Here is a 15,493-nt window from a genome sequence, read left to right as displayed (position 1 = left end):
CCCGTCACAGGATTTCGATGGCGTTGACCTTCGGCGGGCGGTTCGGGAAGGTGATCTCACGCCACCGTTCGATCTTCACCGAATCGCCATTGGCGTCGTAGTAGATCAAGTCGTTGTTCCCGGTGGAGATCTTGTCGACCCACCACCCACCGAAGGAGGTCTTCCCGCGGTTCGCGTAGCAGTCCACGCTCTGGCGCCCGCCACTGTGCGACCAGATCTTCAGGAAGTTCTCCCCGCCACGGCATTGGACGTGGTCGATGGCGAAGGCGTTGCCGCTCGGCACGGTCATGGTGAACGCGGCAGCGGCAGCGAACGCCACGGTCACGGAACGCGCGACCCTCTTGGCATGTGAGATCACAAGTTCTCCTTACTTTGCATGGCGCACCGGGGGCTCAGTTCGCAGCCACCGTGAGTGGAATCTGGCTGAACGCGCATATCCATGACCCCGCCGTGCGGCCATCACGTCCCCTTGTCTCTGCTTGCGCGGACCACGATCCGGTGAGAATGCGGTGCCGGGCAATCCGCCTTGCGGGCACGGCTGGAATTCACTCCCGAATGTCCAGATACTGACTAGTTGCTCATGTTGTCGTATTGATGCGACGAAATGCTGTGTAGCGCTATGCGTATACCCTGGGTGAGGTTCCGGGAGGGGCGGGCGGCAAACCCAGTGAAAAGTTCACTCGGAGGTTGAATTCGGTGCTCCGGGCACGGGCGGCCATCAATGGGTGCCGCGGTTCCGTCGGTCAGGGCGCCACCGAGCACCCGCGGGGCAGCCGACCGTCACCCGGGTGCCTCGCCGGCAGCCCGAGCCCGCCGGCAACGCCCGCCACGCCTGAATAATCACTTGCCTGTCGGACCGCTGTTCAGGATCATGCGCACGATGAGCGGCATACCCGAGCGGTGGAGCCGGGCCAGCGTCTACCCCGACATGTGGGCGGACCCTGACGAGGATCCCCGCAACAGCGACGGAGCCAGCCCGGACGGTGAGTTGGCGACGCTTCAGGACTTCCTGCGCGGCTACCGACTGACCCTGCGGATGAAGTGCGAGGGCTTGGAGCCGGAGCAGATGGCGCGCCGTTCGGTACCGCCGTCAACGATGTCCCTGCTGGGCCTGGTCCGCCACCTCGCCGAGGTGGAGCGGGACTGGCGCAACTGGATCGTGCCGGGGGACCCGGCACCGAAGTTGTACGGGGCGCGTGACGCCGACTTCGACGGGGTCGCCGCGGAGCAGGCGCTGGTCGAGGGCGCGTTCGCCGATCTGGCTCGCGAACAGGCGGCGACGGACGCGGCCTTCGCCGAGTACGCGGATCTGGGCGCCCGGGTGGGCAAGGACGGCAACTCCGTCCGCGAACTGTGGGTGCACCGGATCGAGGAGTACGCCCGCCACTGCGGCCACGCCGACCTGCTGCGCGAACGCATCGACGGCCGGGTGGGGCAGTAGCGCACCCGACCCGCCGGAGGCAGAGACGTGCGGCGTACGGATCACGGCGGTGCCAGGACGGTCCGGGGAAGCGAGGTTGCGTGGACGAGGTGCAGCGGTTCCGCCAGGCGCTGGTGGCGTGGGCGGCGGGCGGAGCGGAGGCGGGTGCGGCCGCCGCGGTCGCGCGGGAGCTGGCCGGCGGCGTCGTGCGGACGGTCGTGCTCGTCGAGGGAAGCAGTGACCAGGTCGCGCTCGAAGCGCTGGCGACGCGCCACGGCCGCGACCTCGGCGCAGAGGGCGTCGCGGTCGTACCCCTCGGCGGTGCCACGGGCATCGGGCGTTTCCTGGACGTGTGCGGCCCTTCGGGGCTCGGCCTCCCGCTGGCCGGTCTGTGCGACGTCGGAGAGGAACGGCACTTCCGGCGTCACCTCGAGCGGGTCGGTCTCGGGTCCGGTCTGACACGGGCCGAACTGGAGACCCTGGGGTTCCACGTGTGCGTGGCCGACCTGGAGGACGAGCTGATCCGCGCGGTCGGGGCCGAGGGCGTGCAGCGGGTCATCGAGGCCCAGGGCGAGCTGCGCCCCTTCCACACCTTCCAGGGGCAGCCGGCACAGCGGGAACGGCCCGTGGAGCACCAGCTACGGCGCTTCTTGGGCACGCACAGCGGTCGCAAGGCGCTCTACGCACAGGCGTTGGTCGCGCACCTGCACCTCGAGCGCGTTCCCCGGCCGCTGGAGCGCCTCCTCGCGCACGTCTGACGCGGGCCCGGTGCCGGCGGCCACGTCCGGACCCGGTTCGGGGTGGCTGGTGGCCGGCGGATCACGCGAGGTTGCCGGTCCCTCCGCCATCAGCCGTGAACGAGTGCAGGTCGGCTACGGCGAGGGTTTGTTCCGCGCCGTGCGCGTCGAAGGTGCCGACGCGCCGGAAACCGAGGCGGGTGGCGAGCCTGAGTGAACGCGCGTTGGCGGTCTGGGTCACCACCAGGACCGGCTGGTCGGGCAGCTCGTCGGCGGCGGCGCGCAACACAGCCGTGGCGGCCTCGAACGCCAGCCCCGCACCCCAACTGCCGCGCCGGAGCAGGTAGGTCAGCTCCAGCTCCGCGCCCTCCTCGGTGACGTGCCCGGGAAGGTCGGCGGAACGGCGGTCGAGCACCAGCGTCCCGAGGAACCGGTTGGTTTCCCTGTCGGCGATGACGTAGGTGCCGGGCCTGCTGGCGACGGCGCTGACGCCGTTGGCGTCGAAGTACTGCTCGACGACGTCACGGGGCCGCGGGCCGCCGAGGTGGGCCCGGACCCGCGGATCGGTCTGGAGTTCGATGAGGCCGTCGATGTCGGTGTTGTGCGCCTTCCGCAGCCTGAGTCGATCCGTGGTGATCTCCATGGCGGACAGCGTGGGCGGTGCGTTCATCGGGTCTCCTTCGTGGATACCCCGGCCTTCGGGCCGGGGTGTGCCTCGAGCTTGGCGTGCTCGGCGAGTGGTGTGGATGAGCGCTGGGCCTGTGCCCGACGTTCGAAGGGGTCGAGCGGCGCGGGCGTAGCGGGCGGCGAGGTCCGCGAACGCGGTGGCCAGTTGGGGTGGGCCGATGACCTCGACATCGGTGTCGAAGCGGCCGATGGCCGCGGCGAGTCCGGTCCACGACCAGGCGCCGAGGGTGAGTCGGCAGCGGTGAGGGCCGAGTGCCTCGACGATCCCGTCCTGGACGAAGGGTGCGACGTCGGCGGCCGGGAGGTGGAGGACGACGTCGCCCAGGCAGGGCCATTCGGTGGTGGTGCCGTCGTTGCCGCGGAACCGGCTGGTGATGAAGGTGGAGACGTCGCCGCCGGGGAGTTGGCGAGGGGTGAAACGGGGGCCGGTGGGGGTGCGGGGGTGGACGCGGTCGACGCGGAAGGTGCGCCAGTCCTCGCGGTCGAGGTCCCAGGCCACGAGGTACCAGCGGTGACGCCAGGTGACCAGGTGGTGGGGTTGCACGCGGCGGGGGTTGTCGGCCGGGGCGCTCGAGCCCGGCGCGTAGTCGAGGCGCAGTTCCTCGCGGGCGTCGATGACGTGGCTCAGGGCCGTCACGACCTGAGCGTCGACCTGGGGGGTGCCGCCGGCCGCGGGCGGTTGGACGGCGGTGACGCGCAGCAGGTCGATGCGGTGGCGTAGGCGGGGTGGCATGACCTGGCGGAGGGTGGCCAGGGCGCGGGTGGCGTCTTCGGCGAGGGGGGTGCCGGGTGCCGCGGTCTGTAGCGCGACGGCCAGGGCTACGGCCTGGTCGTCGTCGAACAGCAAGGGAGGCAGGTGGGTGCCCGCCTCCAGCCGGTAGCCGCCGGCCGGTCCTTTGACGGTTCTGATCGGGTAGCCGAGTTCGCGCAGGCGGTCGATGTCACGGCGCACGGTGCGCGAGGTGACGCCGAGGCGCTCGGCGAGGTCGTCGCCGGACCAGTCACGGCGCGTCTGAAGGAGCGAGAGCAGCGCGAGCAGGCGGGAGGACGTCTTCTGCATGACACACACCTTCGCCCGAGTACAGGACAGAACCTGTCCGCTACGTCTGCCATCGTGGCACACGAGCCGCCCGGGAAGGCACCGCACCCGGTCACGGCAGCCGCCGGTCCGGATGCTCGGCGGCGTGTTCGTCACATCGAGGCGAGGAGCCGGTCATGTCCGTCACGACCACCACCCACCTGAACTTCCGAGGCGCCGCACGCGAGGCGCTGGACTTCTACCAGTCCGTCTTCGGCGGACGCACCGTCGCGGTCACCTACGGGGACGCGGGCGCCGTGCGGGACGAGAGCGAGGCGGACTGGGTGATGTGGGGCGAGGTGGTCGGCGACAACGGCTTCCACGTCATGGCCTACGACGTGCCCTCGAAGCTGCCCTGGGACCAGGGCGAGAACCCGTTCTTCGTCTCCGTACGCGGTGACGACGCCGAGGAGATCAGCGCCCTGTGGGACAAGCTCGCAAAAGGGGCGACCATTGTCCGTCCGCTGGAGCCCGCGCAGTGGGCGCCGCTGTACGGCATGCTCACCGACGGGTTCGGCGTCACCTGGGTCCTGGACGTCGCCGCCCCGCGCCACGGCTGATCCAGCCGACCCGACGCGCCCGCGCCGTCCAGGCCGCCACACCCTCACCCACCTGGTCAGGCCCCCGCAGGTGTCCTCCACACCTCCTCCCTCGACCCGCCGCTCCTCCCCGGTCCGGTGCCTCACCCGGGGTCAACGATCCAGCCGCCCGGGAGCGATGTCCGACCGGGTCCCACCGCGCGTCACCTGTTGGCGGGCGCCGAGGAGGATCTCGCTGACTTCCTGGACCCGGCCACCCGCTGGGCCGCCAGGCACCTGCCGGACCACGCGGAGCGCGTCGGCAACGCGCTCGCCCGCGCGCCGACACCGCCGCCGCGCGGCTGAGTGCGCACGTGGCTCCCCTGCCGGCAGCGCCACGGGAGCCACACCGGCCCGTGCTCCCACCGCGGACACCCAGCCGCGGGTACGGCGTCGGTGTGGAGGGCGGGCCGTGGCCGTGTGCCCAACATCACAGCGGGTGCGGCCACCGGGAGGCCGCCGGTCCCGGTGACCGTGCGTGCCCGAGTGCTCGACGCCGGGTGTCCGCTCGACGGGCGGGAACGCGCCTGGGCCGGCGCAATCGCCGGTGACTGACTACTGACCGTGGCCGATGGCGTCGGCGGTCTCACCCGGCGCGGTCGCTCGCCTCCGACTGGTGAGCGTGGCGTGCTCCAGCGCCTCCCGCGGAGGGGGCGCGGCGACTGCTCCCACTTCCCGGACCGAAGTGGCATCGTTCTCATCTGGCATCGTTCCCACATCAGGTGCGGCACCGGCGCGACCGCGCGGACGCATCGCCGGGACCGGTTCAGGCCCCCGCGGGTTCCCCCCGCACCCACCCGCCCTCACGGAGAGCACATGAGCCACTCCTCAGGCCGGTCCGGACCGGGCTGGCTCCCACCTCCCCGCGCCGGCCTGGCCGTGGCCCCCGCGGCGGTGACGCCGGTCTGGCCCACCCCCCAGTCGGTGGTGCTCCCTCGGCCGGGGGGTTTCCCGCTGCCGGCCCGGGTGGCCCTGGTCACCGGCCGGGGCGCCGACCGGGCGGCGGTCGGGCTGGTGCACGCCGTCCTGCGGGCGGTGGGGGTGGAGGTGCTGCCCGAGGGGCGGCACGCCGACACCGTGGTCCACCTCGGTGACGACGCTCCCCAGGACCCCACGGGCCGTGTCCTGGCCGAGTTGGGGGTCCGCGGCCCGGAGGGGTTGCCGGCGGGTGGGTACGTCCTCGCCACGGGTACCGGTGGCGGCGGGGTGCGGCACCTCGTGCTGCACGGAGTGGACCCGGCCGGCGCCTTCTACGCGGCGCAGAGCCTGCGCCAGTTGCTGGGCGTCGGGCCCGACGGGCGGGGTCCCGCGGTGTCCGACGGAACCGCGGGCCTGCCCTGGATCGAGATCCGTGACTGGCCGGACGTGGCCCTGCGCGGCACCATCGAGGGCTTCTACGGTGCTCCCTGGTCGCACCGCGACCGGCTCGACCACCTGGACTTCCTGGGCCGGACCAAGCAGAACGCGTACGTGTACTCACCCAAGGACGACCCCTATCTGCGGGAGCGGTGGCGGGACCGCTACCCGGAGGACTGGTTGGGGCCGCTGCGGGCGCTGGTGGAACGGGCCAGGGCCAACCACGTGGAGTTCACCTACGCGCTCTCACCCGGCCTGACCGTCTGCTACTCCCTGCCCGCCGACCTGCGGGCGTTGCTGGACAAGTTCCAGGTCATGTGGGACCTGGGGGTGCGCAGCTTCGCCGTGCCGCTGGACGACGTCCCCATCGACCGGTTCCCCCACGAGGAGGACGCGCCGAGGTTCGGCGCCGGCGAGGCGGCGCTCGGCCTGGCCCAGTCCCACCTGCTCAACGAGGTCAAGCGGGCGTTCATCGACACACACCCGGGCGCGCACCCGCTCCAGATGGTCCCCACCGCCTACGCCTCGGTGCGGGACAGGCCGTACAAGCAGGCACTGCGCGAGCACCTCGACCCCGGGATCGTCGTGGAGTGGACCGGTGAGGGGGTCGTGGCGCCGCTGGTCAGTGCCGAGCAGGCCCGCGCGGCCATGGCCACCTACGGTCACCAGGTCCTGCTGTGGGACAACTACCCGACCAACGACTACGTCACCTCCCGCCTGCTCCTCGGCCCCTACACCGGCCGTGATGCCGGCGCCGCCCGGCTCCTCGCCGGGATCACGGCGAACCCGATGAACCAGGAGGCCCCGTCCCGGATCGCCCTGTTCACCAGCGCGGGCTTCGGTTGGAACGCCGACGCCTATGACGCCGAGGCGGCCCTCGACGCGGCCGTCGCCGACCTCGGCGGCTCCGCGGCGTCCGCCCTGCGGGTCCTGGTGGACAACAGCCGCTCCTGCGAGCTCTCCCCGACCGAGTCGCCGGCGCTGACCGCCCTGGTCGACGCCTTCTGGGCAGGCTGGGACGGCGCCGTTGACCTGGGTGCCGCGGCCCGTGACCTGGACCTCTACTTCCAGCGGATGACCAGGGTGCCGCACGGACTCGCCCGGGAGCCGGGCCTCGTCGCGTTCGTCGAGCAGGCCGGGCCCTGGATCGGCAAGCTGGCGGCCTACGGTCGGGCCGGCCGCACGGCGGTGCGGACGCTGCTCGCGGTACGGGCGGGGGACCGGCCCCATGCGGAACGGGAGGCCCGTGCCCTGGGCCGGCAACGCCGCGCCCTGGACGCGATCGTCCAGCAGGTCGCCGTGGGCGTGATGGACCCGTTCCTGGACCGGGTGGCCAAGGAGGCGGCCTCCGCCCGGTGACCCCTGGGCGCCGCCGTCGCGGTGGGCGCCCCGCCGTCCGTCGTCGCCCCGCCGTCCGTCGCCACGGTTCCCTGACGGCGACCGTGTTCCGCCCCCCGGAGTCGTTCGCCCGCGCCGGCCTCCGCCCCCGGTGGGACTCCCGCTGTGCGCCGCTGTGACCAGCTTCTCGTGAATCGTTTCATGAAACGGCGGGTGTCGCCCCGGGGATGGCTCGCGGCTCGACCGCCCGGCGCTGCCGCGGTGTCACCCCTGCCTGTCACGCGAGATTGGGTGACGCTGGCGAAGTCCTGGGAAGTTTCGAGCCGCGACCCCTTGACGTGGTGATTCATGGACGCGTAATTTCCGGGAAATCAGCATTGAATCCTTTCACTGGCTGGCGACCTCCGAGGCAGGCCCATGAGGAGCCCCACCATGAACAAGTCCGACTCCGTTCGGCCGCCCGTCCTTGCTCTGCGCGGTGTGAGCAAGTCCTTCGGCGCGGTACGGGCGTTGCGGGACGTGTCCCTCGAGCTGCACGCCGGGGAGGCGCACGCGCTCGCCGGCGAGAACGGGGCCGGCAAGTCCACGTTGATCAAGACCCTGGCCGGGGTGCACCGCCCGGACGTCGGCGAGGTCTTGCTCAACGGCGAGCCGGTCGTCTTCCACGGACCCAAGGACGCCCGCGACGCGGGGATCGCGGTGATCTACCAGGAGCCGACGCTCTTCCCCGACCTGACCATCGCCGAGAACATCTTCATGGGGCGGCAGCCCCGAAGGTCGCTGGGCCGGATCGACCACCGGGCGGTCCGGCGGACCACCGGGGAGCTGATGCGGCGGCTCGGGGTGAGCCTGGACGCCGACCGGTTGGCGCGCGGCCTGTCCATCGCGGACCAACAGATCGTCGAGATCGCCAAGGCCCTCTCCTTCGACGCCCGTGTGCTGATCATGGACGAGCCCACCGCGGCGCTCACCGGCAGCGAGGTGGCCCGGCTGTTCTCCGTGGTGGAGGCGCTGCGCGCGGAGGGTGCCGCGGTGCTGTTCATCTCGCACCGTCTGGAGGAGATCTTCAGCCTGTGCCAGCGGGTCACCACCCTGCGGGACGGCCGCTGGATATCCAGCGAGCCGGTGGCCGGGCTGACCGAGGACGACCTGGTGCGCCGGATGGTCGGCCGGGACCTCGACGAGCTGTACCCCAAGCAACAGACCACGATCGGTCAGGTCGCCCTGTCCGTGCGCCGGCTGACCCGCGAGGGGGTGTTCCGGGACGTCTCGTTCGAGGTGCGCCGCGGGGAGATCGTGGCGCTCGCGGGCCTGGTCGGTGCCGGGCGCACCGAGGTCGCCCAGGCGGTGTTCGGGGTGGACCGGGCGGACGCCGGCGAGGTGCGGGTGGACGGCAGGGCACTGCCGCCGGCCTCACCGACGGCGGCGATGGACGCCGGTCTCGCCCTCGTCCCGGAGGACCGCAGGCAGCGGGGCCTGGTGATGGAGATGTCCATCGAACGCAACATCGGCCTCACCGGCCTCGGCTCGCTCGGCCGTGGTGGCCTGGTGCGCCGTGCCCTGGAACGGGGACGCGCCGCGGACTGGGCGGCCCGGCTGCAACTGAAGTACAACCGCCTCTCGGACAGCGTCGAGGTGCTCTCCGGGGGCAACCAGCAGAAGGTGGTGCTGGCCAAGTGGCTGGCCACCAAGCCGTCCGTGCTCATCGTGGACGAGCCCACCCGCGGCATCGACGTCGGCACCAAGGCCGAGGTGCACCGGGCGCTGTCCGCGCTCGCCGCCGACGGGCTCGCCGTCCTGATGATCTCCTCCGACCTGCCCGAGGTGCTGGGCATGGCCGATCGGGTGCTGGTGATGCACGAGGGGCTCCTGGTCGCCGAGATCCCCCGGAGCGAGGCCACCGAGGAGTCGGTGATGGCGGCGGCCACCGGACGGAACACGCACAGCGGGAGGGCCGCATGACCACGACGCTCCAGACCCCCGCGCCGCCCGGGGCGTCCGAACGCTCCTCTCGTTCGCTGGTGGACACCGTCTTCCGGGCGCGGGAGATCAGCATCGCCGGGGCGCTGGTCCTGCTGGTCCTCGGCACCTGGCTGACCAACCACCGGTTCCTGTCCGAACAGGGCACCAAGGACCTGATGCTCAACGCGTCGATCCTGGTGCTCCTGGCCGTCGGCCAGTCGGTGGTGGTGATCACGCGGAACATCGACCTGTCGGTCGGTTCGGTGGTGGGCCTGTCGGCCTTCGCCTGCGGCACCTTCGTCTCGGACACCGACCGCAACGCGGTGCTCGTGCTGCTGCTGGGCATGGGCATCGGAGCGGTGTGCGGGCTGGTCAACGGATTCCTGGTGAGCTTCGGCCGGGTGCCGGCGCTGGTGGTCACCCTCGGCACGCTCTACATCATCCAGGGCATCGACCACTGGTGGGCGCACGGCGAGCAGATCAACGCGTCCGAGGTGCCCGAGGGCGTCCTCGACCTGGGGAGCGGAAGCGTGATCGGGCTGCCCTACCTGTCCCTGATCGCTGCCGCGGTCCTGGTCGCCGTCGCCTACTACCTGCGGAGCTACCGCAGCGGCCGGGAGCTCTACGCGATCGGCTCCAACCCCGACGCGGCCCGGCTCGCCGGCGTCCCGATCCGGCGCCGGGTGCTCACCGCCTACGTGCTGTGCGGCACCATCGCCGGGTTCGCCGGGGCGCTGTGGCTGGCCCGCTTCGGCACCGTGGTCGCGGACAACGCGCACGGCTGGGAGCTGACCGTGGTCAGCGCCGTGGTGGTCGGCGGCGTGGCCATCGTCGGCGGTGTCGGCACCGTCTGGGGCGCCGCGCTGGGTGCCATGTTGCTCACCACCATCGGCAGCGCCCTGGTGGTGCTGAAGGTGGACCCCTTCTGGGAGGACGCCATCACCGGCGCCCTGCTGCTCGCCGCGATCACCGCGGACCGGATCGTCAACGTGCGCATGACCCGTGCGCTGAGGAAGAGGAGCGCCCGCCATGGCCATGGCGCCTGAACCCACGGGGCCCGCGGCGGGCGAGGCCGCGCCGATCGCCTTCGAGTGGAGCCGGCTGCTGCGCTGGGACGTCGCCGTGGGCATCCTGCTGGTGGCCGTCTTCGCCACCGGCGCCGGCAGCACCAGCGACTTCGCCAGCTCGAGCAACCTGTCCTTCGCCCTCAACGACATCGCCGAGGTGGGGCTGATCGCGCTGCCGATGACCCTGCTGGTGGTCGCGGGCCAGATCGACCTGTCGGTCGCCTCCATGCTGGGCCTCGCCAGCTCCCTGGTGGGCCAGTTGTGGGACGCCGGCTGGACCTTCGAGACCATCGTCCCGGTCGTCCTGGTCGTGGGCGTGCTCGGCGGACTGCTCAACGGATGGCTGGTGACCAGCGTCGGACTGCCCTCGCTCGCGGTCACCATCGGCACGCTGACCCTGTTCCGCGGACTGGCCTCGGTGGTCCTCGGCACCGAGGCGGTGACCCAGTTCCCCGCCACCTACACCGACTGGGTCAGGGAGGACGTGCCGGGGACCTTCGTCCCCTACCCCATCGCCCTGTTCGCCGTCGTGGCCGTGGTCACCGCGGTGGTGCTGCACGCCACGGGTGTCGGCCGATCCCTGTACGCCATCGGTTCGCAGGAGGACGCCGCGTTCTTCGCCGGCATCCGGGTGCGCCGCATCAAACTCGTCCTCTTCGCCGTGAGCGGCCTGTTCGCCGCCTTCGCCGGGATCGTCTACACCCTGCGCTACGGCAGTGCCCGGGCGGACAACGGCCTGGGGCTCGAGATGGTCGTGATCGCCTCGGTGCTCCTCGGCGGCGTCGACTTCAACGGTGGCCGGGGCACCCTCGGCGGCGCGGTCGCCGGCCTGTTGCTGATCGGCATCCTGAAGAACCTGCTGACGCTCAACGACGTGACCAACGAGGTCCAGGTGATCGTCACCGGGCTGTTGCTGGTCCTGTCGGTGCTCACCCCGCGGCTCGTCGAGTCGGTCACCACCCGGCGCCAGTCCCGCGCCCTGCGGGCCGGTGACGCGCCGACCCCACCACCCCCGTCCCCACGTCCCGGCCTTTCGACGAGAACCGGCTGACGACGAGAGCTGACACCCCATCATGTCCCCGCAACCCCGGAAGGGCCCCTCATGACCACGCGCTCCACCGTCCGGCGCCGCGGCACCGCTGCCACCGCCGTGGCCTGTGCCCTCCTCGTCGTGGCCGGGTGCTCCGGCACCACCAAGGACTCCGAGGAGGACAACACCAAGCCGGAGAAGAAGACCGAGGCCACGGCGAACCCCGACGCCCCCATCAAGGAGGGGCTGAAGGTCGCCTTCCTGCCCAAGCAGATCAACAACCCGTACGAGACCATCGTGGACAAGGCCGGGATGGCCGCGGCCAAGGAGTACGGCGGGGACGCCAAGGAGGTCGGCCCGTCCGACGCCAGCGCCTCTTCCCAGGTGTCCTACATCAACACCCTGATCCAGCAGAAGCAGGACGCCATCCTGATCGCGGCGAACGACCCCAACGCCGTCTGCGGCCCGCTCCAGCAGGCCATGGACCAGGGCATAGCCGTGGTCGCCTACGACTCCGACACCGCCAAGGACTGCCGCCAGGTCTTCATCAACCAGGCCAGCTCCGAGGAGATCGGCCGGAGCCTGGTGCGCAACCTCGGCAAGCAACTCAACTACAAGGGCAAGTTCGCGATCCTGTCGGCCACCCAGAACGCGACCAACCAGAACACCTGGATCGACTTCATGAAGAAGGAGTTGGAGGACCCCAAGTACAAGGGCATGGAACTGGTCAAGGTCGCCTACGGTGACGACGACGACCAGAAGTCCTTCCAGCAGACGCAGGGGCTCCTCCAGGCGTACCCGGACCTGAAGGGCATCATCTCGCCCACCACCGTCGGCATCGCGGCGGCGGCCCGCTACGTCAGCGACTCGTCCTACAAGGGCAAGGTCGTCATCAACGGGCTCGGCACGCCCAACCAGATGCGCAAGTACGTCAAGGACGGCACGGTCGAGCAGTTCTCCCTGTGGGACCCGAACGACCTGGGCTACCTGTCGTCGTACACCGCCGCGGCCCTCGCCTCGGGTCAGATCACCGGCGCCGAGGGGGAGACCTACAAGGCCGGCAAGCTGGGCGAGTTCACCGTGGGCAAGGACGGAGAGGTGATCCTCGGCCCGCCCACCATTTTCGACAAGAGCAACATCGACAAGTACGACTTCTGATCCGTCGGTCCACCGGCGCCGCCGTGCGCGCCCCCGCTCCCCTCCCCGCCGCTGCCGACCCCGAGGCGGGGAGGGTGACCCCGGCGGGCCCCGCGGTGGCGCCGGCCCCGAGACGTCACCCACCCACCCACCACCGAAGGAGGCGCAGTGCAGCGGGTGTGCTTCGTGTTGCGGGTCCGCGAGGACCGGATCGAGGAGTACCGGGAGCGGCACGCGGCGGTCTGGCCCGAGATGCGGCAGGCGCTGTCCGCGAGCGGCTGGAGCAACTACTCGCTCTTCCTGCGCGACGACGGCCTGCTGGTGGGCTACCTGGAGACCGAGGACTTCGACGCCGCCCGCGCGGCCATGGCAGCCACCGAGGTCAACGCCCGCTGGCAGGCGGAGATGGCCGGGTTCTTCGAGGACGACGGCGGCGTGGGAGGGACGGGCGGCGCCCGCCCCGACGAGGCCATGCGGCCCCTGCCCGAGGTGTTCCACCTTCCCTAGGGGCCGGTGCCCCACGAGACCGTCGGCAGCCCCGGCCGACGCCCCAGCCAGCAGTGAGGAGAAGCCCCATGCGTGTCCCGGCGACCGCCCGCAAACCGAAGGTCGGCCTGGTGGCGGGTGGGCTGGGTGCCTACTGGCCCCAGTTCCCCGACCTCCTGCCACAGCTCCGCCGCTCCGCCGCCCGGGTCGCCGAGCGGATGCGGGAGTTCGACGCCGAGGTGGTGGACGTCGGTTTCGTCTCCGACGCCCAGGAGGGCGCGGCGGCGGCGGAGCGGCTGCGCGCCGCCGACTGCGACGTGATCGTTGGTTTCCTGACCACGTACATGACCGCCACGATGCTGGTGCCCATCGCCCAACGGGGCGGCGCACCGGTGTTGCTGATCAACCTCCAGCCCACCGAGGCGATGGACCACGCCTCGTTCGACACCGGTCAGTGGCTGGCCTACTGCGGCGCCTGCCCGCTGCCCGAGATGGCCAACGCGTTCCAGCGGGTCGGGGTCCCCTTCCGTTCGGTCTCCGGCTACCTGGAGGACGAACGGGCCTGGGACCGGATCGGCCGCTGGGTCCGCGCGGCCGGCGTGCGGTCGGTGCTGCGCCACGGCCGGCACGGCCTGATGGGCCACCTCTACCCGGGCATGTACGACGTCTCCACGGACCTGACCATGGTCAGCGCCAACCTCGGCGGGCACGTGGAGGTACTGGAGTTCGACGACCTGCGGGTGCGTGTCCAGGAGGCCACCGAGGAGCAGGTCGCGGCGAAGCTCGCCGAGGCGCGCGGGACGTTCGAGCTCGCCGACTCGGTGGTCGAGGAGGACCTGCGCTGGGCGGCCCGGGTCTCCGTGGGTCTCGACGCCCTGGTCGCCGACTTCGACCTGGACACCCTCGCCTACTACCACCGCGGTCTTGAGGGGGAGGTCCACGAACGGCTGGGCGCCGGCGTGATCCTCGGTGCCTCGCTGCTGACCGCCCGGGGGGTGCCGGCCTGCGGCGAGTACGAGCTGCGGACGTCGTTGGCGATGCTGATCGCGGACCGGCTCGGCGCCGGGGGCTCCTTCACCGAGCTCCAGGCGCTGAACTTCCGGGACGGCGTGGTGGAGATGGGCCACGACGGGCCCGGTCACCTGGCGATCAGCGAGCGCCGGCCGCTGCTGCGTGGCCTCGGTGTCTACCACGGCAAACGCGGCTGGGGCGTGTCGGTGGAGTTCGACGTGCGGCAGGGCCCCGTGACGTTGCTCGGCGTCGGCCAGGGCCGCGACGGACGGTACCGCCTGGTCGCCGCCGAGGGGGAGGTCGTCGGTGGTCCCCTGCTCCAGATCGGCAACACCACCTCGCGGGTGGACTTCGGCAGGGACCCGGGGGAGTGGACCGACGAGTGGAGCGGCAGCGGTGTCGGGCACCACTGGACGCTCGCCGTCGGGCACCTCCTGCCCGACCTCAGGTGCCTGGCCGATCTCACCGGCCTGGACCTGGTGACGGTCGGGGCCTGAACCCGGTCCGCCGCCCGGGCGGATCGGCGCGGATCGAGGTGGTCGGGACTCGGGGACGGAAGCGGTGGGAATGGCCAGCATCAAGGACGTGGCCCGGCGGGCCGGGGTGTCGGTGGGCACCGTGTCCAACGTGATCAACCGGCCGGAGATGGTGGCCGAGGACACCCGCCGCCGGGTACTGGCGGCGATCGAGCTGCTCGGCTACGTCCGCAGCGAGTCCGCGCGGCACCTGCGCGCCGGACACAGCAGGATCGTCGCCCTGCTGGTGCTGGACATGGGCAACCCCTTCTTCGTGGAGCTGGCCAGGGGCGCGGAGCGGGCCGCCCGCGCCGCCGGGCTGGGGGTGATGGTCTGCAACTGCGCGGAGAGCCCCCGGGAGGAGGCGGAGTACCTGGCCCTGTTCGCCGAGCAACGGGTGCGCGGGGTGCTGGTGACCCCGGCCGAAACCAGCGGGCGGAACCTGGACGACTTCCGCCGCCACGGCATCCCGTTCGTCCTCGCGGACCGGTCGGCGCCGGCCGGGGAGGTGTGCTCGGTCTCCATGGACGACGTCACCGGGGGCACCCTGGCCGTGCGGCACCTGCTGGCCGGCGGTCACCGCAGGATCGCCCACGTCAGCGGCCCGATGCACCTGACCCAGTGCCAGGACCGGTACCGCGGTGCGCTGCTCGCGGCGGCCGAGGCCGGGCTGTCCCGCGACAGTGTGGTGCTGGTCGGCGCGGAGCGGCTGGACGTGGCGGCCGGCCGGGACGCCGGCGCCCGGCTGCTGGGTCTGCCCGAGCGGCCCACGGCGGTGTTCTGCGCCAACGACCTGATCGCGCTGGGAGTGCTCCAGGCGCTGTACGCGGCCGGGGTGCGGGTGCCGGAGGACGTGTCGCTGGTCGGCTACGACGACATCGAGTTCGCCGCGGCGGCCACGGTCCCGCTGACCTCCGTGCGCCGGCCGGCCTTCCGCATCGGCCGCACCGCGGCGGAGCTGTTGATCGAGGAGACCTCCGGGGACGCCCGGGACCACCAGCACCGAAGCGTCGTCTTCCAGCCGGAACTGGTGGTCCGGGACTCCAGCATGGCCAGACGCCGGGACTGAGCCCGCCGCGGAGCCGGGCCCG

At 71.8% G+C, this 15,493-nt stretch carries 13 protein-coding genes and 2 pseudogenes; 12 read left to right on the top strand and 3 right to left on the bottom strand.

From position 1 onward, the window contains the following. Positions 1-4: 4 nt before the first annotated feature. Positions 5-358 carry a beta/gamma crystallin domain-containing protein gene (locus A3IG_RS0100310; RefSeq protein WP_018381534.1) on the bottom strand — a complete coding sequence of 118 codons (354 nt, stop codon included), beginning with the start codon at positions 356-358 and terminating at the stop codon, positions 5-7. 522 nt (positions 359-880) lie between these two features. On the opposite strand from A3IG_RS0100310, the gene A3IG_RS0100305 reads away from it, so the two are divergent. Together A3IG_RS0100305 and A3IG_RS0100300 are read left to right on the top strand one after the other, a co-directional pair. After that, positions 881-1,441: a DinB family protein gene (locus A3IG_RS0100305; RefSeq protein ID WP_018381533.1), complete on the top strand. Its 561-nt coding sequence runs from the start codon at positions 881-883 to the stop codon at positions 1,439-1,441. An 80-nt stretch (positions 1,442-1,521) separates the two neighbouring features. Further along, positions 1,522-2,178, top strand: a complete 657-nt coding sequence (locus A3IG_RS0100300; RefSeq protein WP_018381532.1) for an ATP-dependent endonuclease — start codon at positions 1,522-1,524, stop codon at positions 2,176-2,178. A 61-nt stretch (positions 2,179-2,239) separates the two neighbouring features. On the opposite strand, the pseudogene A3IG_RS34875 reads toward A3IG_RS0100300, so the two are convergent. Continuing rightward, positions 2,240-2,770: pseudogene (locus A3IG_RS34875) on the bottom strand (GNAT family N-acetyltransferase); the annotation flags it as partial. A 141-nt stretch (positions 2,771-2,911) separates the two neighbouring features. Further along, positions 2,912-3,904: pseudogene (locus tag A3IG_RS34870) on the bottom strand (helix-turn-helix transcriptional regulator); the annotation flags it as partial. 155 nt (positions 3,905-4,059) lie between these two features. Here A3IG_RS34870 and A3IG_RS0100290 point away from each other — a divergent pair. The 10 genes from A3IG_RS0100290 (at position 4,060) to A3IG_RS0100245 (ending at position 15,471) form a co-directional block, all read left to right on the top strand. Further along, positions 4,060-4,482: a VOC family protein gene (locus tag A3IG_RS0100290; RefSeq protein ID WP_018381530.1), complete on the top strand. Its 423-nt coding sequence runs from the start codon at positions 4,060-4,062 to the stop codon at positions 4,480-4,482. 189 nt (positions 4,483-4,671) lie between these two features. After that, positions 4,672-4,806, top strand: a complete 135-nt coding sequence (locus A3IG_RS35605) for a hypothetical protein (protein ID WP_018381529.1) — start codon at positions 4,672-4,674, stop codon at positions 4,804-4,806. A 510-nt stretch (positions 4,807-5,316) separates the two neighbouring features. Continuing rightward, positions 5,317-7,215: a beta-N-acetylhexosaminidase family protein gene (locus A3IG_RS27995; protein WP_018381528.1), complete on the top strand. Its 1,899-nt coding sequence runs from the start codon at positions 5,317-5,319 to the stop codon at positions 7,213-7,215. Positions 7,216-7,626: 411 nt separating this feature from the next. Then, the gene (locus tag A3IG_RS0100275) at positions 7,627-9,156 is read left to right on the top strand and encodes a sugar ABC transporter ATP-binding protein (RefSeq protein ID WP_018381527.1); all 1,530 of its coding nucleotides are present in this window, start codon (positions 7,627-7,629) and stop codon (positions 9,154-9,156) included. Next, positions 9,153-10,202, top strand: coding sequence for an ABC transporter permease (locus A3IG_RS0100270; RefSeq protein ID WP_018381526.1), 1,050 nt, complete (start codon positions 9,153-9,155; stop codon positions 10,200-10,202). Before A3IG_RS0100275 ends, A3IG_RS0100270 begins: the two co-directional genes overlap by 4 nt. Then, positions 10,186-11,274 carry an ABC transporter permease gene (locus A3IG_RS0100265; protein WP_018381525.1) on the top strand — a complete coding sequence of 363 codons (1,089 nt, stop codon included), beginning with the start codon at positions 10,186-10,188 and terminating at the stop codon, positions 11,272-11,274. Before A3IG_RS0100270 ends, A3IG_RS0100265 begins: the two co-directional genes overlap by 17 nt. 51 nt (positions 11,275-11,325) lie before the next feature. Next, positions 11,326-12,411: a rhamnose ABC transporter substrate-binding protein gene (gene rhaS, locus A3IG_RS0100260; RefSeq protein ID WP_018381524.1), complete on the top strand. Its 1,086-nt coding sequence runs from the start codon at positions 11,326-11,328 to the stop codon at positions 12,409-12,411. Positions 12,412-12,558: 147 nt separating this feature from the next. Continuing rightward, complete coding sequence (locus A3IG_RS0100255) at positions 12,559-12,897, top strand: L-rhamnose mutarotase (protein WP_018381523.1); 339 nt, start codon at positions 12,559-12,561, stop codon at positions 12,895-12,897. 68 nt (positions 12,898-12,965) lie between these two features. Beyond that, complete coding sequence (locus A3IG_RS0100250; RefSeq protein ID WP_018381522.1) at positions 12,966-14,384, top strand: L-fucose/L-arabinose isomerase family protein; 1,419 nt, start codon at positions 12,966-12,968, stop codon at positions 14,382-14,384. A 70-nt stretch (positions 14,385-14,454) separates the two neighbouring features. Beyond that, positions 14,455-15,471 (top strand): LacI family DNA-binding transcriptional regulator, encoded by a 1,017-nt coding sequence (locus A3IG_RS0100245; protein WP_018381521.1) that lies wholly within the window; start codon positions 14,455-14,457, stop codon positions 15,469-15,471. The last annotated feature ends 22 nt before the right edge of the window (positions 15,472-15,493 follow it).

The organism is Wenjunlia vitaminophila DSM 41686, from assembly GCF_000380165.1.
In the GTDB taxonomy this organism is placed as follows: Bacteria; Actinomycetota; Actinomycetes; order Streptomycetales; family Streptomycetaceae; genus Wenjunlia; species Wenjunlia vitaminophila.
The sequence above is the reverse complement of the archived record's forward strand: the minus strand, read 5'-3'. Positions and strand labels throughout refer to the sequence as shown.